We start from the raw sequence: 22,365 nt of genomic DNA on the forward strand, positions 1-22,365 counted from the left end.
CAGGACCCTTTGCTAATATGCGCGCCTTATGTAATGCGAATCAGTCTCATTGACGTTTAGATTCTTTAGCGTTAAACCGGGGCGGGAGACGCCTCGAACACTGGCCGATATGAACAATCACGAAACCGCACGCCGTAGGGGCCAAAAGCTGCCCCGTCCTTTGCAGATCGCAGTCTGGCTGACGTTTGCCGCCGCCGCGCCATCCGCGTTTGCCCAGACCGCCACGACCGCGAACGACAGCGCCGCCGCGCCGGCCGGTGCGAGCGCTGCGGCCAGCGCCGCCGCGTCCGCCACAGGCGCGGAGAAGGCGTTGCCCGCCGTCAACGTCAACGCGGCCGCCGTGGTCGACTCGCCGCTGCATCTGGCCACGCCGGTTTCGAGCGGCGCGCTCGGCACGCGTTCGCAACTCGACACGCCGTTCTCGACCACGGTCGTGACGGGCGAGGATCTCGCCGACCGCCAGGCCAACAAGCTCGGCGATGTCTTCGCGGGCGACGCCTCGGTCACCGACAACAGCAGCGCCTATAGCGCGTGGGCGACCTACATCACGGTGCGCGGCCTGCCGATCGACTGGCAGAACGGTTTCAAGATCGACGGCAATCCGTTCATTTCGTATGGCATCACCATGCCGTACGAAAACCTCGAGCGCGTCGAACTGCTTAAGGGCGCGGGCGGTTTCATGTACGGTTTCGCGCAGCCGGGCGGCGTGGTCAATTACGTGACGAAGAAGCCGGGCAAGGACCCGGTCACGAGTTTCGACATCGGCTATCGCATGGACGGCGTGCTCAGCCAGCACGCCGACCTGAGCCGCCGCTTCGGCCCGGACGGCATGTTCGGCGCGCGCATCAACTACACGCACGAACAGGGCAAGACCTATAACGCGGGCGATATCAACCGCAATTCGGTGGCGCTCGCGCTCGACGGTCAGCTCACGCGCGACCTCGACATCTATTTCAACGCGATCTACCAGACGAGCCGTTCGAGCGGTCAGACGCCGGCGATCTATATTCCGTCGAGCTACGTGGGCACGAGTCTGCCCGCGACCATCAGCGGCGGCTCGAATCTGCTGAACAGCGCCGGCCAGCATCTGAACACCAATCTGCAGCTCTACACGGCGGGCGTGAAGTATCAGATCACGCCGGACTGGACGTTCAACACGTCGGCGAGCTACAGCAAGTCGGCGCGCGACCGCAACGAAAGCACGCTCACGCTGCTCAACCAGTCGGGCGACTACTCCGACTATCGCTGGAACGGCGACGAGGGCCACCAGGACATCTACTGGCAAGGCGCGTTCGAAGGCAAGGTGAAGACCGGTCCGTTCACGCATCAGATCGTGGCCGGTGCGTCGATCCAGCATCAGACCAACGACTACAGCACGGCGGCGGGCACTGCGGGCGGCACGCTCGGCGCGGGCAATCTCTACGTGCAGAACCCGTATGCGTTCTACTCGGGCAGCGGCCTCGACAAGTACCGGGCGAGCGAGATCAACCAGAAGGCGCTGTTCCTGAGCGACACGATGCAGATCACGAGCCGCTGGTCGCTGCTCGCGGGCCTGCGTTATACGAACTACGATCAGGAAAGCTTCTCGGAAGCGGGCGGCACGACCTCGTCGTACGGCAAGAACGGCGTCGTCACGCCGACCTTCGCGTTGATGTACAAGCTCGAACCGGAAACCACGCTGTACGCGAGCTATGTCGAATCGCTCGAAGCGGGACAGGTTGTTTCGGATATCTACGCAAATGGCGGATCGGTGCTCAATCCGCTGCGCTCGCGTCAGTATGAAGTGGGCATCAAGAGCGAGCACGCGCGCTGGAGCGCGAACGCGGCGCTGTTCCGCATCGAGCGCGGCGCGTCGTATGCGAACGACCAGAACGTGCTGATGCAGGACGGCAACTCGATCTACGAAGGTCTCGAAGCAGGCGCGAGCGTGCGTCTGGGTCGTAGCTGGCAAGTCGCGGGCGACATCATGCTGCTCGATACGTGGTACGCGAAGGGCCAGACCTATAACGGCAAGCGCGTCGCGGGCGCGCCGCAATTCACGGCGGCCACGCGCGTGACGTACGACGTGCCGTACGTGCCGGGCCTGCAACTGGGCGTCGATGCGAAGTACACGGGCAACACCGAAGTGCGTCCGGCCGGCGATCTGGAAACGGGTGGCTACCTGCTCGTGAATGTCGGCGCGAACTACGTGACGCGCATCGGCGGCCACGACGTGACGCTGCGCGCGGCGCTCGACAACATCACGAATCGCCGCTACTGGATGTTCCAGTACGACAGCTACATCGCGCCGGGCGATCCGCGCACGATCAGCCTGAACGCGAAGATCGACTTCTGATCGTCGCGACCTCATAAACGGCACGCTCTCGTTGCCGTGACCCCGCAGGCCACCCCTGACGCAGCATCCGGATGTTCCGGCTGCGTCGCGGGTGGCCTGCTGCTTTGCGCACGGACTGGCTCTATGTGCCGATGATCGCGCGCGTTAAGATACGCGCGTCGAAAAAATAAAGCATGGGCGAGACAGGAATGAGAAAGCATGTCGATGGGGCGGCCGTCGCCATCATGGTGACGCTGTGCTTCATCTGGGGTACGCAACAGGTCGCGATCAAGGCCGTGGCCGGCGACATCGCCCCGATGCTGCAAGTGGGCCTGCGTTCGGGCGGCGCGGCGGCGCTCGTCTGGCTGTTCAACCGTTTCGTGCTGCGCGAGCGCTGGCTGCCGGGCGTGGCGCTGCGCTCGGGGCTCGTCGTCGGCGTGCTGTTCGCGTTCGAATTCCTCTGCGTCGCCGAAGGGCTGCGTCTGACCAACGCCTCGCATATCGCCGTGCTGCTCTACACCGCGCCGATGTTCGCGGCCATCGGCCTGCATATCAAACTCCCCGACGAACGGCTCGCGCCCCTGCAATGGGCGGGCATCGCGCTCGCGTTCGTCGGTATCGCCGTCGCGTTTCTCGGGCCGGCGCTGCTGGGCAGCGGCCTGTCCGCGCCCGGTCTGCCCACGAATCCCAACTGGCTGCTCGGCGACCTGCTGGGCCTGCTCGGCGGCGCGGCGTGGGGCCTGACCACGGTGGGCGTGCGCACGACGCGACTCAGCGAAGCGCCCGCCACGCAGACGCTCTTTTGCCAGCTCGCCTGCGCATTCGTGCTGCTGATTCCGTTCGCGCTGTTCACGGGGCAGACCGCGTTTCATGGCACGCCGCTCGCGCTCGCGAGCCTCGGTTTCCAGACCGTGGTGGTGACGTTCGCGAGCTATCTGACCTGGTTCTGGCTGTTGCGCCGCTACTTCGCCGCGCGGCTCGGCGTGCTCTCGTTCATGACGCCGCTGTTCGGCGTCGTGCTCGGCGTGGTGGTGCTGCACGAGCACGTCGACGCCGCTTTCATCGCGGGCTCGGTGCTCGTGCTGACCGGCCTGCTGGTCGTGAACAGCCAGGCGTGGCTGCGCCAGCTGTTCGGGCGCGGATCGCGAGCGCGCGCGGGCGTCTAGGGCGTCTAAAGCGCAGGCGAAGGCAAACGGCCGACCACGCGCCAGGGTTGTGCCTGGCTTGACCGGGCGAGCCACGCGCGACGTCCGCGCGTCGATCGCGCGCTATGCCGAAATCGTCATTGCCGGCGGGCCGTTGCGACAAGACGGCCACGCGGGCGGCACCTACGATTGACGGCATGAAAACCCTCTCCGTCATCGATTCCCATACCGGCGGCGAGCCCACGCGGCTCGTGACCGAAGGCGGCCCCGAGCTGGGCCGCGGACCGCTCGCCGAGCGGCTCGAGATTTTCCGCCGCGACTTCGACCGCGTGCGCGCAGGCATCGTCTGCGAGCCGCGCGGCTCCGACGTGATGGTCGGCGCGCTGCTGTGCGAACCGCACGATCCGGCCTGTTCGGCGGGCGTCATCTTCTTCAACAACGTGGGCTTTCTCGGCATGTGCGGACACGGCACGATCGGCCTGATCGTGTCGCTCGCGCACATGGGCCGCATCGCGCCGGGCGTGCATCGCATCGAAACGCCGGTGGGCAATGTCGAAGCCGAACTGCACGCCGACGGCAGCGTCACCGTACGCAACGTGCCCGCGTATCGCTACCGCACCAACGTGCCGGTCGACGTGCCGGGCCTCGGCCGCATGCATGGCGATATCGCGTGGGGCGGCAACTGGTTCTTCCTCGTCGCCGATCACGGCCAGTCGCTCGACTTCGCCAACGTCGAAACGCTCACGAATGTGTCCTGGGCGATTCGCCAGGCGCTCGAAGCGAATGGCATCACGGGCGAGGGCGGCGCGCTGATCGACCATATCGAACTGTTCGCCGATTCGACGACGCCGGGCCTCGACAGCCGCAACTTCGTGCTGTGCCCCGGCAAGGCGTACGACCGCTCGCCGTGCGGCACCGGCACGAGCGCGAAGATCGCCTGCCTCGCCGCCGACGCGGCGCTTGCGCCGGGCGCCGTGTGGAAGCAGGAGAGCATCGTCGGCAGCGTGTTCGAGGCGAGCTACGAAAGCCACGAAAGCGACGGCGATCTCGCGCCCGGCTACGTGCGCCCGAGCATTCGCGGCACGGCGCACGTGAGCGCGCAGGCGCAGCTCATTTTCGCCGACGACGATCCGTTCGCATGGGGCATTCGCGCGTGATGAACATGGCAGCATCGCGTCCCGATGTCGTGGTGGTGGGCGCGGGCATCGTCGGCGCCGCGTGCGCGCACGAACTCGCGCGAGACGGCGCGAACGTGCTGGTGATCGACCGCGCGGGCATCGGCGGCGGCGTGACGGCGGCGGGCATGGGCCACCTCGTCGTGATGGACGATACGCCCGCCGAGTTCGCGCTTTCCGCGTGGTCGCGGCAGTTGTGGCTTGATCTTGCGCCGCGTCTCGATGCGCGTCAGGCGTTCGTGCGCTGCGGCACGCTCTGGGTCGCCACCGACGACGAGGAATACGAACTGGCGCAGTCGCGTCAGGCGGCGCTCGTGCAGCAGGGCATCGCCTGTCACATGCTCGACGCGAAACAGGTGCGCGAAGCCGAACCGTCGCTGCGTGAAGGCTTGCGCGGCGGCATGATGGTCCCCGACGACGCCGTGGTTTACGCGCCGTCCGCCGCCGCGTGGCTGCTCGCGCAACCGGTGAAAGGGCGCATCGCGTGCCGCCTCGATACGCGCGTGGCGCAGCTGAACCGGCAAGGCGTCGTGCTCGCCGATGGCGAAGTCATCGCGACCGGCGCGGTGCTGCTCGCCAATGGCCTGCAAGCGGCCGAACTGCTGCCCGGCTTGCCGATGCAGGCGAAGAAGGGTCATCTGCTGATCACCGACCGTTATCCGGGCGCGATACGCCACCAGATTCTCGAACTCGGCTATATCAAGAGCGCGCACAACGCGACCGGCACCTCGGTGGCGTTCAACGTGCAGCCGCGCCCGACCGGTCAATTGCTGATCGGCTCGTCGCGGCAATTCGACAGCGAAGATCCCGCCATCGAGCCGGAGATTCTCGCGCGCATGCTGCGCCGCGCCGCCGAATATCTGCCGCAGTTGCCGTCGTTGAACGCGATACGCGCGTGGACCGGTTTCCGTCCGGCGACGCGCGACGGCTTGCCGCTGATCGGCCCGGCCGGTCCCTTCGCGCGCGACGACGGTCATCCGCAGACGTGGCTCGCGACCGGGCACGAGGGACTGGGCGTGACGACGGCGCTTGCGACCGGCAAGCTGATCGCCGCGCAGATGCTCGCTGCGCGCGACGCATTGCCGATCGACGCTACACCGTATTGGCCCGCGCGGTGCGCGACGCAAGGAGCGGCTCATGTCTGATTTCGTCGTGCTCGACGTGGATGGCCGCAGCGTGCGCGTGGCGGCGGGCAGTTCGGTGGTCGCGGCGATCGCGCTCGCGACGAGCGATGGCGTTGTCGCGACGCGCCGTTCCGTGACCGGCGCGCTGCGCGGGCCGTTGTGCGGCATGGGCGTGTGCCAGGAGTGCCGCGTGACGATCGACGGCGTCGCGCATCGGCTCGCGTGCCAGACCGTGTGCGCCGAGGGCATGAATGTGGTGACGGCAAGAGGCGCGCAATGAAGTTCGATATCCTGATTATTGGTGCGGGGCCGGCCGGTTTGCAGGCGGCCCGCGTGGCCGCCGAGGCGGGCAAGCGCGTGGGCATCGTCGACGATAACACGCGGCCCGGCGGACAGATCTGGCGTCAAGGTCCGGCGCATTCGCCGACGGGCGAGGCGCGCGCGGTCATCGACGCGGTGGAGGCGTTCGTGCGGCGCGGCAGCGTGGTCCGCTTGAGCGGCACGCGCGTCGTGCAGGCGCCCGGCGTGCGGCAATTGCTGGTGGAAGACGCGCAACGCGGCTACACGATCGATTACGACAAGCTGATCGTCGCGACCGGCGCGCGCGAGCGCTTCCTGCCGTATCCGGGCTGGACGCTGCCGGGCGTGACGGGCGCGGGCGGTTTGCAGGCGCTCGTGAAGGGCGGTTTGCCGGTTCGCGGCGAGCGCATCGTGATCGCGGGATCGGGGCCGCTGCTGTGGGCCGCCGCCGTCACGGCGCGCGAGCAGGGCGCGCGCGTGCTGGCAATCGTCGAGCAGGCGCCGCCGTCGGCGGTGCGGCGCTTCGCGGCCGGGCTCGTCCACACGCCTGCGAAATTGATGCAGGCGGCACGCATGCGATTCGATCTGCGCGCGACGCCGTATTTCTGCGGTGCGCACGTGGTCGAAGCGATCGGCGAAGACAAACTCACGCGTGTGCGCATCCAGCACGGCGACAAGACGATTGCGCTCGATTGCGACCGCCTCGCCTGTGCGTATGGCCTCGTGCCGAATACGCTGGTGGGCGCGGCGCTCGGTTGCCGGACCACGGAGGCGCAGGGCATGGCCGCGCTCGCCGTCGACGACTGGCAAGCGACCTCGCTGCCCGACGTCTATGCGGCGGGCGAATGCACGGGCGTGGGCGGCATGGAGCTGGCGGCGCTCGAAGGACGCATCGCCGCGCACGCCGCCGTCGGCGAGCAGGACAAGGCGCGCGCCTTGTTTGGCGAACGCGCGCGCTATCGCGCCTTCGCCGCGCGGCTGCACGATGCGTTCGCGCTTGCGCCGCATCTGCGCACGCTCGCGGCGCCCGACACCGTGCTGTGCCGCTGCGAGGACGTGACGTACGGCGAGGCCGCGCAACACCGTTCATGGCGCGATGCGAAACTGCATACGCGCTGCGGCATGGGACCGTGTCAGGGCAAGATCTGCGGCGAGGCGGCGGCGTTCTGCCTGGGCTGGCCGCGCAACGGCCAGCGTCCGCCGTTCTCGCCCGCGCGTATCGGGACCTTGCTGGAAGTGTCGTCGCAGGCGTAACGCGCCGTTTCATGCGATATCGAATCACGGGCGGCGCGCGCGAGTGCGCCGCCCGATTTTCGTTTCAGATGCGCAAGCGTGCAACGGAAGGGCATAATCGTGCGGATCACGACTCGCCGCTCATCGCAATGCCCGAACTCGTTCTGCCCGCCGCCCTCGAAAACACGACGCTGCCGCAGATGGTGGCGCATTTCGCGTTGCTCGAACCGCTATTCGACGCCATGCCCGACGTGGTCTTCTTCGTGAAGGATCACGATGCGCGCTATGTGATCGCGAACGTCACGCTCGCCGCGCGCTGCGGTTTCAAGGACAAACGCTCGCTGCTCGGCAAGACCGCGGCGCAGGTGTTTCCCACGCGCTTCGGCAGCAGCTATACGGCGCAGGACGAAGCCGTGGTGCGCCTGAACAGCCGCTTCATCGATCAACTCGAATTGCATCTTTATCCGGGGCGTCAGCCGGGCTGGTGCCTCACGTCGAAAGTGCCGCTGCACGACGCGCACGGACGCGTGCTGGGCGTGGCCGGTATTTCGCGCGATCTGCAGGCGGCCGAGGGCACGCATCCGGCGTATCAGCGTCTGGCGATTGCCGCGAAATACATTCAGGACAATTACGCACAGCCGCTCAAGCTTTCGCATCTGGCCACGCTCATCAATATGTCGGTGGCGCAAATCGAGCGCTATTTCCACAAGATTTTCCATCTCACGCCGCGCCAGATGCTGCTGAAAACGCGGCTCGATGCGGCGTCCGAATTGCTCGCGAGCGAGCTGAGCATTACCGATATCGCCACGCGCTGCGGTTATAACGATCACAGCGCATTCACGCGTCAATTCAAGGCAACCGTGGGCCTCACGCCGAGCCAATATCGCGCGCTGCTGCATCCACAGGTTGCGCAAACCGGCGACGCCGCCGAAAAAGTTTAATGACCTAAGCGCGAAAAATACGGGTTGTCCCGGATAGCGAAAATGCACCCAAATGAGGCGTCGATGCACGTGTTCGGGACTGCGCCGCGATTGTGCTGATTTCGTCTCTTTGAGTCGCGAAAGGTCTCAAGCCTCGATCATTCTGGATAGCGATACTTCTTCGCATCGCCACACGGGTTGGCGCGATTTTTCAAACGAAGGAGATTGTCACTGTGAGCCGTAACGCTATCCAATGGAGCGGTGTGTTTCCCGCCGTCAGCACGCAATTCAAGGCGGACTTCTCCGTCGATATCGAAGCGACGCACCGCGTGGTGAGCAACCTCGTGAAGGACGGCGTGTCGGGCCTCGTGGTGTGCGGCACGGTCGGCGAAAACACGTCGCTCAACACGTCCGAGAAAATGGCCGTGATCGAAGCTGCGCGCGATGCCGCCGGCGGCAAGGTGCCCGTGATCGCGGGCGTGGCGGAATTCACCACCGAGTTCGCGCGCCAGACCGTGCGCGAAGCGCAGCGCGTGGGCGTGGACGGCGTGATGGTGATGCCCGCGCTGGTCTACTCGGCCAAGCCGCATGAAACGGCCTCGCACTTCCGCGCCGTGGCGTCGAGCACGGACCTGCCGGTGATGGTCTACAACAATCCGCCGATCTACAAGAACGACGTGACGCCCGACGTGCTGATCGCGCTGCAGGACTGCGAGAATATCGTCTGTTTCAAGGACTCGTCGGGCGATACGCGCCGCTTCATCGATCTGCGCAACGCCGTGGGCGACCGCTTCGTGCTGTTCGCGGGCCTCGACGACGTGGTGGTCGAAAGCGTGGCCGTGGGCGCGGAAGGCTGGGTCTCGGGCATGTCGAATGTGTTCCCGAAAGAAGGCGAGACGCTGTTCCGCCTCGCGAAGCAAAAGCGTTTCGACGAAGCGCTCGCGCTGTATCGCTGGTTCATGCCGCTGCTGCACCTCGATGCGCGTCCGGACCTCGTGCAATGCATCAAGCTGTGCGAAGAACTCGTCGATCGTGGCAGCGCGCTCACGCGTCCGCCGCGCCTCGCGCTCGAAGGCGACGCGCTCGCGCACGTGCGGTCCGTCATGAAACAGGCGCTCGCCACGCGTCCGCAACTGCCGGACGTCGGTCTGTAAATCCCCTTGCGCGCCGCGTGGGCGCGCTTTCTCTTGCCGCGCGCCTCTCGCGTTTCCATTCCTCTTTTGCGAGTCCGGCGGCGCGCGGCACCGACCGCGCCGCGTGCCCACACAACAACAACGGCACGCCGGCGCTGCGCCTCATCCCTTAACGAGGAGACACGGCTATGTCCACTCAAGGCAAGCTGCGCGGCGCGCTGCCCATGAGCGATGCAACGCGCGAGCACACCGGCGAAGGACGCTTCAAGAAGCAGCTCTCGCTCACCGATCTCACCTTCATCGGCCTCGGCGCCATTTTCGGCTCGGGCTGGCTGTTCGCCGCGAGCCATGTGTCGGCCATCGCGGGACCGGCGGGCATCGTGTCCTGGCTCATCGGCGGCTTTGCGGTGCTGCTGCTCGGCATCGTCTATTGCGAACTCGGCGCGGCTTTGCCGCGCGCGGGCGGCGTGGTGCGTTATCCGGTGTTTTCGCATGGTCCGCTGCTCGGTTACCTGATGGGCTTCGTCACGCTGATTGCGTTTTCCAGCCTGATTGCAATCGAAGTGGTGGCCGCGCGCCAATATGCGGCCGCGTGGTTTCCGATGCTGAGTCAACCGGGTTCGGGTAATCCGACCACGATCGGCTGGCTCGTGCAACTCGCGCTTTTGGGCCTGTTTTTCAGGCTCAATTACAAAAGCGTGAAAACTTTTGCGCGCGCGAATAATCTCATCAGCATTTTTAAATTCATCGTGCCGATTTCGGTGATCGGCGTGCTGTTCACGTTTTTCAAACCCGCCAATTTGAGCGTGCATGGATTCGCGCCGTTCGGCATGTCGGGTATTGAAATGGCGGTGTCGGCGGGCGGCATCATCTTCGCGTATCTCGGTCTCACGCCGATCATTTCGGTCGCGAGCGAAGTGCGCAATCCGCAACGCACGATTCCCGTCGCGCTGATTCTTTCGGTGCTGCTTTCCACGCTGATTTACGTGCTGCTGCAACTCGCCTTCATCGGCAGCATTCCGACCGCGATGCTCGAGAGCGGCTGGGAAGGCGTGAGCAAGGCGTTTTCGCTGCCGTACCGCGATATCGCGCTCGCACTCGGCGTGGGCTGGCTCGCGTATATGGTGGTCGCCGACGCGGCGATTTCGCCGAGCGGTTGCGGCAACATCTACATGAACGCGACGCCGCGCGTAGTGTATGCGTGGGCGAAGACCGGCACGTTCTTCCGCGTGTTCACGCGCGTCGATGAAGCGTCGGGCATTCCGCGCGCCGGCCTGTGGCTCACGTTCGCGCTCGCGGTGTTCTGGACGCTGCCGTTTCCGTCGTGGGAAGCGCTCATCAACGTGGTGTCGGCGGCGCTGGTGTTGAGCTATGCGGTGGCGCCCATTTCCGTCGCCGCGCTGCGCCGCAATGCGCCCGATATGCCGCGCCCGTTCCGCGTGAGCCGCTTCGGCCTCGTCGGGCCTGTGTCGTTCGTGATCGCCGCGCTGATCGTGTACTGGTCGGGCTGGAGCACGGTGTCGTGGCTGCTGGGTTTGCAGATCGTGATGTTCGTGATCTATCTGGCGGCAGGACGTTTCGTGCCGACGCGCGAATTGAGCCTGCGCGAACAGGTGCGTTCGTCGGCGTGGCTGATCGCGTTCTATGCCGCGATGATCGTGTTGTCGTGGCAGGGCAGTTTCGGCGGCGTGGGCGCGCTCGCGCATCCCTACGACACGCTGGCCGTGGCGATCGCGAGCCTCGGCATTTACTACTGGGGCGCGAATACGGGCGTGCCGGGCCACAAGCTGCAACTCGACGGCGACGATCAGTGAGCACGCATAGAGCGTAATTTCCCTTTCCATCGATTCAAAATCGGGCCGCGTCGGCCCGGTTGCTTTTTGCAGGGACCACCATGACGATTACCGGCCAGTCGCTGATTGGCGCGACGAGCGTGTTCGGCACGCAGGGCGCGTTTCATGGCGTCGATGCCCGCACGGGCGTGGCGCTTGAACCCGCCTTCGGCGGTGCGACGCAGGACGATCTCGAACGCGCGTGCGCGCTCGCGGACGCGGCCTTCGACACCTTCCGCGAAACGCCGCTCGACACGCGTGCGCGTTTTCTGGAAACCATCGGCGAGCAGATCATGGCGATCGGCGACGCGCTGATCGAACGCTGTATGGCGGAAACCGGTTTGCCGCGCGCGCGGCTCGAAGGCGAACGCGCGCGTACGGTCGGCCAGTTGCGTCTCTTTGCCAACGTGTTGCGTCACGGCGATTTCGTCGATGCGCGCATCGATCCGGCGCAACCCGATCGCAAGCCGATGCCGCGTGTCGACCTGCGTCTGCGTAACGTGGCGATCGGGCCGGTGGCGGTGTTCGGGGCGTCGAATTTTCCGCTGGCGTTTTCGGTGGCGGGTGGCGATACGGCGTCGGCGCTCGCGGCGGGATGCCCCGTGATCGTGAAGGCGCACGGCGCGCATCCGGGCACCTCGGAACTGGTGGGCCGCGCGATTCAGAAGGCGGTGCAGCAGTGCGCGCTGCCTGAAGGCGTGTTCTCGCTCGTGTTCGACAGCGGCCTGTCGATGGGGCAGGCGCTCGTGGCCGATGCGCGGATCAAGGCGGTCGGCTTCACGGGCTCGCGCGCGGGCGGCGTGGCGCTCATGAAGATCGCGAATGCACGCGCGGAACCGGTGCCCGTATATGCGGAGATGAGTTCGATTAATCCGGTCGTCTTGCTGCCGCATGCGCTGACCACGCGCGGCGCGACGATTGCGCAGCAGTTTGCGGCGTCGCTCACGCTGGGCGCGGGGCAGTTCTGCACCAATCCCGGTCTCGTGCTCGCGGTGGACGGCGACGCGCTGCGCGCGTTCGAACGCGCGGCGGCCGACGCGCTCGCGCAGTCGCCTGCATCGACGATGCTCACGCCCGGGATTCACGCGAACTACGCGAAAGGCGTGGAGCGCCTCGCGACGCATGTCGATGTCGAGCGACTCGCGCGCGGCAAAACGGGCGGTCCTTTCGACGCGCAGGCCGCGTTGTTCGCGACCCCATCACAAGCGTTTCTCGCCGATCCCGCGTTGCGCGAAGAAGTGTTTGGCCCGGCGTCGCTGATCGTGCGCTGCGGCGATCTCGACGCGTTGCACGGCGTGCTGAAAGCGCTCGAAGGCCAATTGACCGTCGCCGTGCATCTGCACGGCGACGACCGCGCCGCGTGCCGCGCGCTGCTGCCGACGCTCGAACGCAAGGCGGGCCGTATACTCGCCAATGGTTTCGGCACGGGCGTGGAAGTCGGGCATGCGATGGTACATGGCGGCCCGTTCCCGGCGACCTCGGACGCGCGCACGACGTCGGTCGGCAGTCGCGCGATCGAGCGTTTCCTGCGGCCGGTTTCGTATCAGGATCTGCCCGACGACCTGCTGCCCGACGCGCTGCGCGACGCCAATCCGCTGACGCTCGCGCGGCGTATCGACGGTACGCTTCATTGCGAGGAACATCAGGATGACTGATCAATCCGACGACGTGGTACTTTCGCTTGACGCGCTGTTCTCACTTGCGCGTAAGGCGCTGATGCATCACGGCGTGTCCGAAGCGCACGCGGACGCCATCGCGCGTGTCATCACGCAAGGTCAGCGCGACGAGTGCCATTCGCACGGCATCTATCGCCTGCTCGGCTGCGTGCGTTCGGTGAAGAGCGGCAAGGTCGATCCGCGTGCCGAGCCGACCCTGCGCGACGTGGCGCCCGGCGTGCTCGCGGTCGACGCGCATTATGGTTTTTCGCTGCTGGCTTTCGAAACGGGCCTGCCCGTGCTAGCGGAGAAGGCTCGCACGCAGGGGCTCGCGGCGATGGCGATCAATCGCTGCTTCCATTTTTCGGCGCTCTGGCCCGAGGTCGAAGCCATCGCCGCGCAGGGTCTGGTGGGGCTCGCGATGAACCCGAGTCATAGCTGGGTCGCGCCCGCGGGCGGCACGCGCGGCGTGTTCGGCACGAATCCGATCGCGTTCGCCTGGCCGCGCGCCGAAGGCCATCCGTTCGTGTTCGACTTCGCCACGAGTGCGATCGCGCGCGGCGACATCGAACTGCACGCGCGCGAGGGTAAGCCCATTCCTTCGCACTGGGCGATCGACAGCGCCGGGCAACCGACCACCGACGCACGCGCGGCGCTCGACGGCGCGATGCAGACGTTTGGCGGCCATAAAGGATCGGCGCTGGCGGCGATGGTCGAATTGCTCGCGGGCGCGCTGATTGGCGACCTCACGAGCATGGAGTCGCAAGCCTTCGACGGCGGCGCGGGCGCGAGTCCCTGCCACGGCGAACTGGTGATCGCGATCGATCCGCGCCGCTTTCTGGGCGACGATTACGCGGCGGGCGAGGCGCGTGCCGAACGTCTGTTCGACGCCGTCGTGGAGCAGGGCGCGCGCTTGCCTTCGCAACGCCGTTTCGAAGCGCGTGCGCGCAGCGAACGCGACGGTGTGCGCATTCCTTCCGCGCTGTATCGCGATGTGATGAATCTTTTTGATTGAATGAAGTTTTAGCAAAAGCAGCAGAAAAAAGCGCGTGCGATCCGAGGCACACGCGCTTTCGGTCGCAATGGCCCATTCAATTGACGATACCGCCGATTGTGTGAATTTATCGGCGAATTCGCGCCTGTTCCGGTTGCGCCGCAGCGTTGCACTTTTTATGTGCATGAACGCCGCGGCACGCGAATTCGAAAACTGTCCCTTTTACATTGGCGACACTCAAGGTTAATGCTTATTGCGGTGCAGCAAAATGCTGCCTACACTGAGCTTGACCGCCTATGGATTCGGAAGTTTTCGAAAGGAGGGCGTGCCATGATCACGTCACAGATGTCGATGCTGGAAGCGTCGCCGAAGCTACATGTTTTCGAGCAGGAAGGGGGCTGGCATTGGGGCATTACGGTCCCCAGGTCGGCGGGCAGCGGCTTCAAGGTCATTGCCTATAGCGAAACGTCATTCAACGGCGAGACCGAGGCTCGCCGCGACGGCAATCGTGCGCTCGATAGCCTCCCTGCCGATCTCCCTGCTAGTGCGGCATTTGCGTTCATGCCTTAATGCGCGGATCGTTCTACACTGAAACCCGGTGAACGGGAGAAACGGTATGAACCCGCGTGACGAGAAGGACACACGTTGCAAGCACTACGCCATGCGCCGCCTGACGCGGGCGATGCAGCGGCTCACCCATGCGCAGGACGGCATGGAACGCACGATGGCGCGGCGCTGGGTCAATGCGTGGAGCAGCGCCGTGGGCGAGCGCTCGATGCGGCGAATTACGCCGCTTCCGGGTACCGCTTTAACGAGTTCCGTTCCGCCGCGTGAATCCACGCATTTGCGCCGCGTGTCGTAATGCTTGAGTGGCTGAATGGCATTCGCATTGCAGCCTGCATCATCGTTTCGGGTTGAAATATGAAACAAAACGCATATTTCGTTGACTGATGCTTCATTGAAGCGATATTGTCATACTTTAGACATTTTTCGCTTCACCCTTGGCTTCTGCAGATTATGAAATCACTCACGCCATGAGCGTGAATGTGGACGGTGTCGACTACACCGGTAAGTGGCGCGTGATGACCGGCTCGGTCATCGTGTATTTCGCCAATGAAATCAAATTCGCCCCGCACGGCGCAAATCGGCCCGAGCAAATCGCTCGCTGGCTATTGACCGACCTGTGCAAAAAAATCGAGTCGCGCAAACGCAAAGGGATCAAACGCTGATTCTTTGCGGCGCATTGGCGTCGGCGGTTTTTGCGTGCTCTTTTGCGTGCTCCTTCGCGTCCCAATAGCCTTCGCGTTTGAAAATCGCGGAATAGAAGTCGATAAAGGCGCGCACTTTCGACGACACCGTCCGTTTGCGCGGATACACCGCCCAGACCGCCGGCGCATGCTTCGTCGGCTGCGCTTCCCATTCCGGCAGTAGCCGGATCAGTTTGCCTTCCCGCAATGCGTCGCCGACGGCCCACGTCGGCAGCAAGGCAATGCCGCGTCCTGCCATGGCGAGATCGAGCAGGGCTTCGGTGTCGTCCACGCGCAGCCTGCCGTTCAATGCAACCGTCACCGATGCCTCGCGCTGACCGTTCGCCGCATTGGCGTGCTGCACGAGCAGCCAGCGATCGTCCGCCGCGAGTGAAAAACGCAGCGCGGCGTGCGCGGCCAGGTCGGCGGGCGTAGCGGGCGCGCCGCATTGCGCGAGATAAGCGGGGCTCGCGCAGACAATGCGCCGATGCGCCGTCAATTGCCGCGCCATCAATTGCGAATCCGGCAGCGCGCCAATGCGAATCGCGAGATCGATGCCCGAGTCGATGATATTGACGACGGTATCGGTCATCACGATATCGACGTCGATCTTCGGATACCGGTCCATGAATTCCGGCAGATGGCCCACGACATGACGGCGTCCGAACGAGCGCGGCATGGTCACGCGCAACAAACCGCGCGGCGAGCGATTCAGCGACGAAGCGATTTCACGCGCTTCGTCGAGATTGCGGATCACACCGATCGCATGCTCGCGAAACACGCGGCCGCCTTCGGTAAGCACGAGACCGCGCGTCGAACGATTGAATAGCGCAATGCCGAGATCGCGTTCGAGCTCGGTGATATAGCGCGACACGGTCGACGTCTTGACCTCGATGCGGGCCGCCGCTTTGCTGAAACTGCCCAATTCGGCAGCCGAAAGGAATGCGCGGATTGCGCCGAAATAATCCATATGCGTGCGGACGTGTTGATGGCTTTGTTGTGCAGTGTAAGAGAAAACGCGCTGGTGCCGGGTTTCACGCGCTTTCCGCAGTGATCGACTTCCGGTTATCCCTTTTCTGCAAAGCTCATTTCCCATGCGCGCCGTTCCCGCACACGGCTGCGGCTTCTAAAGTCCATTCACGCTGCACGATTCGCTCGCCGAGCGATGGACATTTTCAGGAGCCTTATCATGCTGGACAAAACCGCACTTTCATCGCTTGCATTCGACGACGATACGATCACGCGCGACGCGCAATTTTTCGAATACACCTCATCGGCGAATCCGATTGGCGCGAAGCTGATTTCGCGCGTGCCTTATCGTTCGTTTGCCGCCTCGCTTTACGACGATGGTCCGACGCGCATCGTGCCACTCGATGTGTCCGCGGAATTGGGCTGCGATTATCCGGCCACCGGTCCGGGCTTGATGGCGAGTTTTCTGCGCATCGTTGCGGGCGACACGCTCACGGTCGATCCGAACGCGACTTCACAGGTGTTCTACGTACTCGATGGCGCAGGGACGATTGCGCAAAACGGCACGGCATTTTCATTCGGCAAAGGTGACTTCTTTGCGCTGCCGGGCGGCGGACAGGCCGTATTGTCGGCGCAGTCGACGGCGCGCCTTTATTACGTGAACGACGCCCCGCTGCTCGCTTATCTCGGCGCGAAGATCGACGTTGCGCGTTTTACGCCGACGCTGTATCCGGCTGCGCGGGCTCAGGCCGAGCTCGCGAAAGTGGCCAGCGCGCCGGGCGCCGCGCAGCGCAATCGCGTGAGCGTGCTGCTCGGCAATCGCCATTTTCCGCAGACGCGCACCGTCACGCATTCGCTGTGGGCGATGTTCGGCATGATCGCGCCGCACAGCGTGCAAAAGCCGCATCGTCATCAATCCATCGCGCTCGACTTCATTCCGGCGTGCGAGCCCGGCGTATATACGCTCGTGGGGACCGAGATCGACGAGCAAGGCCGGATTGTCGATCCCGTGCGCGTGGACTGGACGCCGGGCATGGCGTTCATCACGCCGCCTGGTTATTGGCATGCTCACTTCAATGAATCGGATTCGCCCGCCTATGTGATTCCGCTTCAGGATGCTGGACTGCAAACGTATTTGCGTTCGCTCGATATTCGTTTCGCGCGTTGATGAATGACAAGTAGACAGTTTGCACGGCGTTTAAGTGCATGCTGCGATTGTTTGGACTGCGCGATGCTGGGTTGATCCTGCTGGCGTGCCGGCTGGGTATTCGCAAGGTTACGTTCGATGTGGCGGTGACACGTTACGCCCACGACGTAACGCGGCGCGATGCCTGACCGTCACGCCTTTTTTCATGTGATGCACGATACGCCGCCGGCTAAGGGGCGCGCGCTTGCATCGCGTCGATGGTGTTGTTTCCTTTGCTAACGAATCGCGCGTGTAAATCGCGCAAAAACGTTGGCGTGGAATTTGCAGATTTCGAGCGCCGATTCCGCCATATTCGAGCGCAGCGTTACCACGCCGACGCTCCACCATTCTTCCAGGCGACGCGTATCCACGCGCAATCGGGACAGCAGAAATAGTACGCATCGACCGTATTTGAAAAACCGATCAGCGGTTTTCCGGGGGCACTGATTACACCTTTGACCAATCAGGACGCGAGTTCATCGCGAAAGGACTAATCATGGCTCCCTTCAAACACACGCTTGTTGCATCGGCGAGCGCACTCCTATGGTGGTCGCTGGCGCCGTCGGCTTATGCCGGCGATGGGACGACATCGTCGCCGCCTGCTTCCATGCAAGGCAGCGGATGGAATGGCGTCTGGCAGTTCGGCCCCGGCTATGCATGGGCCGGTGGCGACGGTATGAGCGGCGGCTGGACCGGGACCGGTGGCGGGTATGGCGGCGGCTCGGGCGGTTATGGAGGTTCGGGGGACGGGGGAAGTGGGAGTGGGTCGGGCAGCTGGGGTGGCACGGGAGGGGACGGTGGTTCGGGCGAGGGTGGTCACGGCGGCTGGAGCGGTGGTTCCAGTGATGGTGGTCATGGCGGTAGCGGCGGTGCCGGGGGAACGGGCGGATCAGGAGGCACTGGCGGCTCCGGTGGCACTGGCGGTAACGGAGGCAGCGGAGGCAGCGGAGGCAGCGGAGGCAGCGGCGAAGGTGGTCACGGTGGCTGGGGCGGTGGTTCTGGTGACGGCGGCCATGGTGGTTCAGGCGGTTCAGGCGGTTCAGGAGGCTCAGGTGGAACGGGAGGGACTGGCGGCAACGGTGATGGCGGCCACGGTGGTAGCACTGGCGATGGTAGCCACGGCGGCTGGGGCGGTGGTTCCAGCGACGGCGGCCATGGCGGCAACGGTGGTTCCGGAGGCAACGGTGGTTCCGGCGGAAGTGGTGGCTCCGGCGGTTCTGGCGGTTCAGGAGGCATTGGCGGTAACGGAGGCGCCGGCGATGGCGGCCACGGCGGCTGGGGCGGTGGTTCCGGCGACGGCGGCCATGGCGGCAACGGTGGTTCCGGAGGCAACGGTGGTTCCGGAGGCAACGGTGGTTCCGGAGGCAACGGTGGTTCCGGCGGAAGTGGTGGCTCCGGCGGTTCTGGCGGTTCAGGAGGCACCGGCGGTAACGGAGGCACCGGTGATGGCGGTCACGGCGGTTGGGGTGGCGGCACGGGTGGCACCGGCGGCACCGGCGGTTCAACCGGCACCGGCGGCCACGGCATCTCCGGCGGCTCCGGCTCCGGCAACGCCGGTCACGGTGGCACGAGCATCGGCTCGGGCAACGCTGGCGGCACGCAATCCACAGGCGGCTTGCTCAGTCCGCTCGTCGATCTCGTCGTGAACGTTGGCGCGGTCAGCGTGCCGGTGGTGCCGATCACAATCGGCAACAACAGCGGCAGCGGCAATGGGAACGGCGTGAACAACGGCGCATCGAGTGGTTCGCATGGCGGCTCGGGCGGTGCATCGGGTGCTCAGACGGGCAGCGGCGGCCTGTTGTCTCCGGTGACGAACCTGCTTGGCGCGCTCACGGGCGGTGCGACGACGACCAGCGTCGTTTCGTCGAGCGGCAACACGCACGGCGGATCGAATAGCGGATCGAATAGCGGACCCAATAGCGGATCGAGCGGCAACACGGGAGGCAACACCGGCGGCGGCAGTTCGCACGGCTCGACGTCATCGGGGGGCACGTCCGGCACGTCGAACCCGACAGCGCCGTTGACGAACCTCGTCGGCACGCTGACCGGCGCGCTCAAGGGCGCGGGCGGCAACAGCAGCAGCGGAGCCGGCGGCACGAGCACTGGCGGCACCGGGTCCGGCGGCTCATCCGCCACCTCAACGCTCGCTCCGCTGGCCAATCTGCTCGGCGGTCTGACAGGCGGCGCGCCGGGCGGCTCATTGGGAGGCTCATTGGGCGGCAGCAGCAACACCGGCAGCAGCAACGGCCCGAAGAAACACTAAGCACGCAAGACGCATCCAAGCCCGAGCGCCCGGCCTCATCGACACCGGGCGTATCCCAACCCGTCCCGCAGCACCACGCGGCGACGGGCTTCTTCATCCCATCGGCAAGCCGCTCCCACCCTCCAGCACGACCGTCCTAATCCCGGATTACCTCCGCGACCTTGATTTAAGTCAACTCAATCTCCGCGCCCGCCTGCTACGTTCGCCATATCTCAAAAAGACAACAAACGCGGTACGGGGCGCGACATGCAACACCACACGCTGGACGTCGAAATAGGACGTCTTCTTTCCGGGCCGCTGCTCGCCTGCGGGCCCGACGTGCCTATCCGCGAAGCCGCGCGCCGCATGGCCGAGCACCGTTGCAGCGCGATCGTCGTGATGAATCACGGCGAGCCGGTCGGCATCTGGACCGAGCACGACGCGCTCGCGAGCGCCGCGCACCGCACGCATTCGGCCGACGCGCGTCTCGTCAACGCACTGATCGACGAACCGCTGCCCGAGCCTCCCGACGATCCCGCCGACGAACCGGCCAATCGCCCGATCCGCACTGTCATGAGCCAGCCGGTGCGCGCGCTGCCCGCGAGCACGCCCGCGCGCGAGGCGGCGGCGTGCTTCGTGCGCGAGGGCATCCGCCACGGACTCGTGATCGACGACAACGGCCACGCGCTGGGTCTCGTCACACAGACCGATCTGGTCATGAGTCAGGGCCCCGAGTGTTTTCTGCAACTGCGTACGCTCGGCTGCGCGAAGCCGTCGAAGCCGCATTGCATCGACGCTGCCGCGCCGTTCGCACAAGCGCTCGCGCGCATGCGCGAAGAGCGCTTGAGCGCGATCGTCGTGTGCGCCGCCGACGGCAGCCTCGGCATCCTCACCGAGCGCGACGTGGTGCGCGCGATCGGCGAAGGCGCGCGCGAAGACGGCGCCACGGCGGGCACCTTCGCGAGCTGGCCGCTGCGCTCGCTGCCGCACACGCGCAGCCTCTATTCCGCGCGCCAGTATCTGCTCGACAACCGCATGCGCCACGTGGGCGTGCTCGACGACGCGGGCCAGTTGTGCGGCCTGCTCGGCCTCGCCGACATCCTGCGCGACATGGAGCACGAATACGTGCGCGAACTGCAGGCGGCGCTGCGCGAACGCGACGACGCGCTGCTCGCCTCGCGCGCGAATCTGCGTCTCGCCGATCAGGTGGTGGAATCCACGCTCGACGGCGTGATGATCACCGACCTGCAAGGCACGATCGAGCGCATCAATCCGGCGTTCACGCGCCTGACCGGCTACACCGAAGCCGACGCGCTCGGCCGCAACGCGCGCCTGCTCAGCTCGGGCCGCCAGGGTCCGGCGTTCTACGCGGGACTGTGGGAAAGCATCGAAACCAAGGGTCACTGGAAGGGCGAAATCTGGAATCGCCGTAAAGACGGCACGCCCTACCTCGAATACCTGACGATCTCCAGCATTCGCGACACGCAAGGCCTGTGCACGCACTACGCCGCGATTTTCGCCGACATCACGCAGCGGCGCGAAAATGAGGCGCGCCTCAGTTATCTCGCGACGCACGACGCGCTCACCGGTCTGCCCAATCGCACGCTGTTCACCGAGCGCATCGCGCTGGCGCTCGCGCGCGCGCGCCGTTCGAGCAAACGCGTCGCGGTGATGTTTCTCGACCTCGACCGCTTCAAGCTCATCAACGACACGATGGGTCACGGCGTGGGCGACGAAGCGCTCTCCGTGATCGCGCGGCGTCTGCGCGAATCGGTGCGCGAAACCGACACGGTGGCGCGACTGGGCGGCGACGAATTCACGCTGCTGATCGAGGATATCGACGACATCCGCCACGTGGGCCGCATCGCCGAAGCGCTGCTCCTCAGCGTGGGCGCGCCGATCCGCACCGGCGAGCAGACGCTCTTCGTCACGCCGAGCATCGGCATCAGCATGTTTCCCGACGATGCGCAGGATTCCGGACGCCTCTTGATGCAGGCCGACCGCGCGATGTACGAAGCGAAAAGCGCGGGCAAGAACAATTTCCAGTTCTTCGCCGCGCCGATGACGTCGAGCGCGATGGAGCGCATCCAGCTCGAAACGGAATTGCATCGCGCGATCGACGGCAACGAATTCCTGCTGCATTACCAGCCCGAATTCGACGTGCGCAGCGGCCGCCTCTCGAACGTCGAAGCGCTGATCCGCTGGCAACATCCACAGCGCGGCCTCGTGCCGCCCGACCAGTTCATTCCGATTGCCGAGGAGTCGGCGTTGATCGTGCCGATCGGCGCGTGGGTCCTGCGCGAAGCGTGCCGCCAGGCGCGCGCGTGGCTTGACGAAGGCTTCGAATTCGGGCGCATCTGCGTGAATCTGTCCGCGCGCCAGTGCCTGCACGACGGCTTTCTCGCGCAGCTCGCCAACATACTCGGCGAGACCGGCTTGCCGGTTAACCGTCTGCAACTCGAACTCGTCGAGAGCATGGCGATGACGTCGAGCCACGGCGGCACCGAAGCGCTGCTGCACGAACTCGCGGCGCGCGGCATCAGTCTCGCGATCGACGATTTCGGCACCGGTTATTCATCGTTTCGCTATTTGCAGTCGCTGCCCGTCGACACGCTCAAGGTCGACCGCTCGTTTCTCGCGGAGGTCGGCGAAAACCGGCCGCTCATGCGCGACGAGGGCAACGGCTCCATCGTGCGCGCGATCGTGGCGATGGCGAAGTCGCTCGGCGTGTCGGTCGTCGCCGAGGGCGTGGAAACGCCGAACCAGTTGCGCTTTCTGCGCGAGATCGGCTGCGAGCGCGCGCAGGGTTTTCTGCTCGCGCGTCCCGCACCGGCCGCGCGCATGCCGCGTGCGTTGCCCGCGTGATCGACGCTGATCATGCCTGCTGGCGCGCGCG

At 65.3% G+C, this 22,365-nt stretch carries 19 protein-coding genes; 18 read left to right on the forward strand and 1 reads right to left on the reverse strand.

The window, feature by feature from the left end; all coding sequences use genetic code 11:
• Positions 1–160 precede the first annotated feature (160 nt).
• The 14 genes from G5S35_RS34785 to G5S35_RS34850 all read left to right on the forward strand — a co-directional run bounded on the left by G5S35_RS34785 (position 161) and on the right by G5S35_RS34850 (position 15,054).
• Positions 161–2,335, forward strand: coding sequence for a TonB-dependent siderophore receptor (locus G5S35_RS34785; protein WP_110327063.1), 2,175 nt, complete (start codon positions 161–163; stop codon positions 2,333–2,335).
• Between the two features lie 188 nt (positions 2,336–2,523).
• Positions 2,524–3,480 (forward strand): DMT family transporter, encoded by a 957-nt coding sequence (locus G5S35_RS34790; protein ID WP_183040121.1) that lies wholly within the window; start codon positions 2,524–2,526, stop codon positions 3,478–3,480.
• A 176-nt stretch (positions 3,481–3,656) separates the two neighbouring features.
• Positions 3,657–4,616, forward strand: a complete 960-nt coding sequence (locus G5S35_RS34795) for a 4-hydroxyproline epimerase (RefSeq protein WP_183040122.1) — start codon at positions 3,657–3,659, stop codon at positions 4,614–4,616.
• A gap of 5 nt (positions 4,617–4,621) precedes the next feature.
• Positions 4,622–5,779, forward strand: coding sequence for an NAD(P)/FAD-dependent oxidoreductase (locus tag G5S35_RS34800; RefSeq protein ID WP_065064223.1), 1,158 nt, complete (start codon positions 4,622–4,624; stop codon positions 5,777–5,779).
• Entirely contained in the window at positions 5,772–6,038 is a 267-nt protein-coding gene (locus tag G5S35_RS34805) for a 2Fe-2S iron-sulfur cluster-binding protein (RefSeq protein WP_183040123.1), read from the forward strand. Before G5S35_RS34800 ends, G5S35_RS34805 begins: the two co-directional genes overlap by 8 nt.
• Positions 6,035–7,312, forward strand: coding sequence for an FAD-dependent oxidoreductase (locus G5S35_RS34810; protein ID WP_065064013.1), 1,278 nt, complete (start codon positions 6,035–6,037; stop codon positions 7,310–7,312). Before G5S35_RS34805 ends, G5S35_RS34810 begins: the two co-directional genes overlap by 4 nt.
• Before the next feature lie 128 nt (positions 7,313–7,440).
• Positions 7,441–8,232: an AraC family transcriptional regulator gene (locus tag G5S35_RS34815; protein WP_065064225.1), complete on the forward strand. Its 792-nt coding sequence runs from the start codon at positions 7,441–7,443 to the stop codon at positions 8,230–8,232.
• Between the two features lie 212 nt (positions 8,233–8,444).
• Positions 8,445–9,365: a dihydrodipicolinate synthase family protein gene (locus G5S35_RS34820; RefSeq protein WP_065064014.1), complete on the forward strand. Its 921-nt coding sequence runs from the start codon at positions 8,445–8,447 to the stop codon at positions 9,363–9,365.
• A 203-nt stretch (positions 9,366–9,568) separates the two neighbouring features.
• On the forward strand, positions 9,569–11,158 hold the full coding sequence (locus G5S35_RS34825; RefSeq protein ID WP_231957722.1) for an APC family permease: 1,590 nt from the start codon (positions 9,569–9,571) through the stop codon (positions 11,156–11,158).
• An 80-nt stretch (positions 11,159–11,238) separates the two neighbouring features.
• On the forward strand, positions 11,239–12,831 hold the full coding sequence (locus G5S35_RS34830; RefSeq protein WP_183040124.1) for an aldehyde dehydrogenase (NADP(+)): 1,593 nt from the start codon (positions 11,239–11,241) through the stop codon (positions 12,829–12,831).
• Positions 12,824–13,846, forward strand: coding sequence for an Ldh family oxidoreductase (locus G5S35_RS34835; protein WP_065064019.1), 1,023 nt, complete (start codon positions 12,824–12,826; stop codon positions 13,844–13,846). The genes G5S35_RS34830 and G5S35_RS34835 overlap by 8 nt, the downstream gene beginning before the upstream one ends.
• 309 nt (positions 13,847–14,155) lie before the next feature.
• Positions 14,156–14,395: a hypothetical protein gene (locus tag G5S35_RS34840; RefSeq protein WP_373681594.1), complete on the forward strand. Its 240-nt coding sequence runs from the start codon at positions 14,156–14,158 to the stop codon at positions 14,393–14,395.
• A 46-nt stretch (positions 14,396–14,441) separates the two neighbouring features.
• Positions 14,442–14,687: a hypothetical protein gene (locus G5S35_RS34845; RefSeq protein ID WP_074983153.1), complete on the forward strand. Its 246-nt coding sequence runs from the start codon at positions 14,442–14,444 to the stop codon at positions 14,685–14,687.
• A gap of 172 nt (positions 14,688–14,859) precedes the next feature.
• Positions 14,860–15,054, forward strand: a complete 195-nt coding sequence (locus G5S35_RS34850; RefSeq protein ID WP_065064021.1) for a hypothetical protein — start codon at positions 14,860–14,862, stop codon at positions 15,052–15,054.
• Here the strand turns inward: G5S35_RS34850 and G5S35_RS34855 are convergent.
• Positions 15,044–16,042: a LysR family transcriptional regulator gene (locus G5S35_RS34855; RefSeq protein ID WP_183040125.1), complete on the reverse strand. Its 999-nt coding sequence runs from the start codon at positions 16,040–16,042 to the stop codon at positions 15,044–15,046. The genes G5S35_RS34850 and G5S35_RS34855 overlap by 11 nt on opposite strands.
• Before the next feature lie 219 nt (positions 16,043–16,261).
• On the opposite strand from G5S35_RS34855, the gene G5S35_RS34860 reads away from it, so the two are divergent.
• From G5S35_RS34860 to G5S35_RS34875, 4 genes are all read left to right on the forward strand, one after another.
• On the forward strand, positions 16,262–17,209 hold the full coding sequence (locus G5S35_RS34860) for a cupin domain-containing protein (protein ID WP_074983151.1): 948 nt from the start codon (positions 16,262–16,264) through the stop codon (positions 17,207–17,209).
• Positions 17,210–18,069: 860 nt separating this feature from the next.
• Entirely contained in the window at positions 18,070–18,873 is an 804-nt protein-coding gene (locus G5S35_RS40130) for a hypothetical protein (RefSeq protein WP_183040126.1), read from the forward strand.
• Entirely contained in the window at positions 18,843–19,490 is a 648-nt protein-coding gene (locus tag G5S35_RS34870) for a hypothetical protein (RefSeq protein ID WP_183040127.1), read from the forward strand. Before G5S35_RS40130 ends, G5S35_RS34870 begins: the two co-directional genes overlap by 31 nt.
• A gap of 246 nt (positions 19,491–19,736) precedes the next feature.
• The gene (locus G5S35_RS34875; RefSeq protein ID WP_183040128.1) at positions 19,737–22,334 is read left to right on the forward strand and encodes an EAL domain-containing protein; all 2,598 of its coding nucleotides are present in this window, start codon (positions 19,737–19,739) and stop codon (positions 22,332–22,334) included.
• The last annotated feature ends 31 nt before the right edge of the window (positions 22,335–22,365 follow it).

Origin of the sequence: Paraburkholderia tropica (assembly GCF_014171495.1) — a bacterium.
Classification (GTDB): domain Bacteria; phylum Pseudomonadota; class Gammaproteobacteria; order Burkholderiales; family Burkholderiaceae; genus Paraburkholderia; species Paraburkholderia tropica.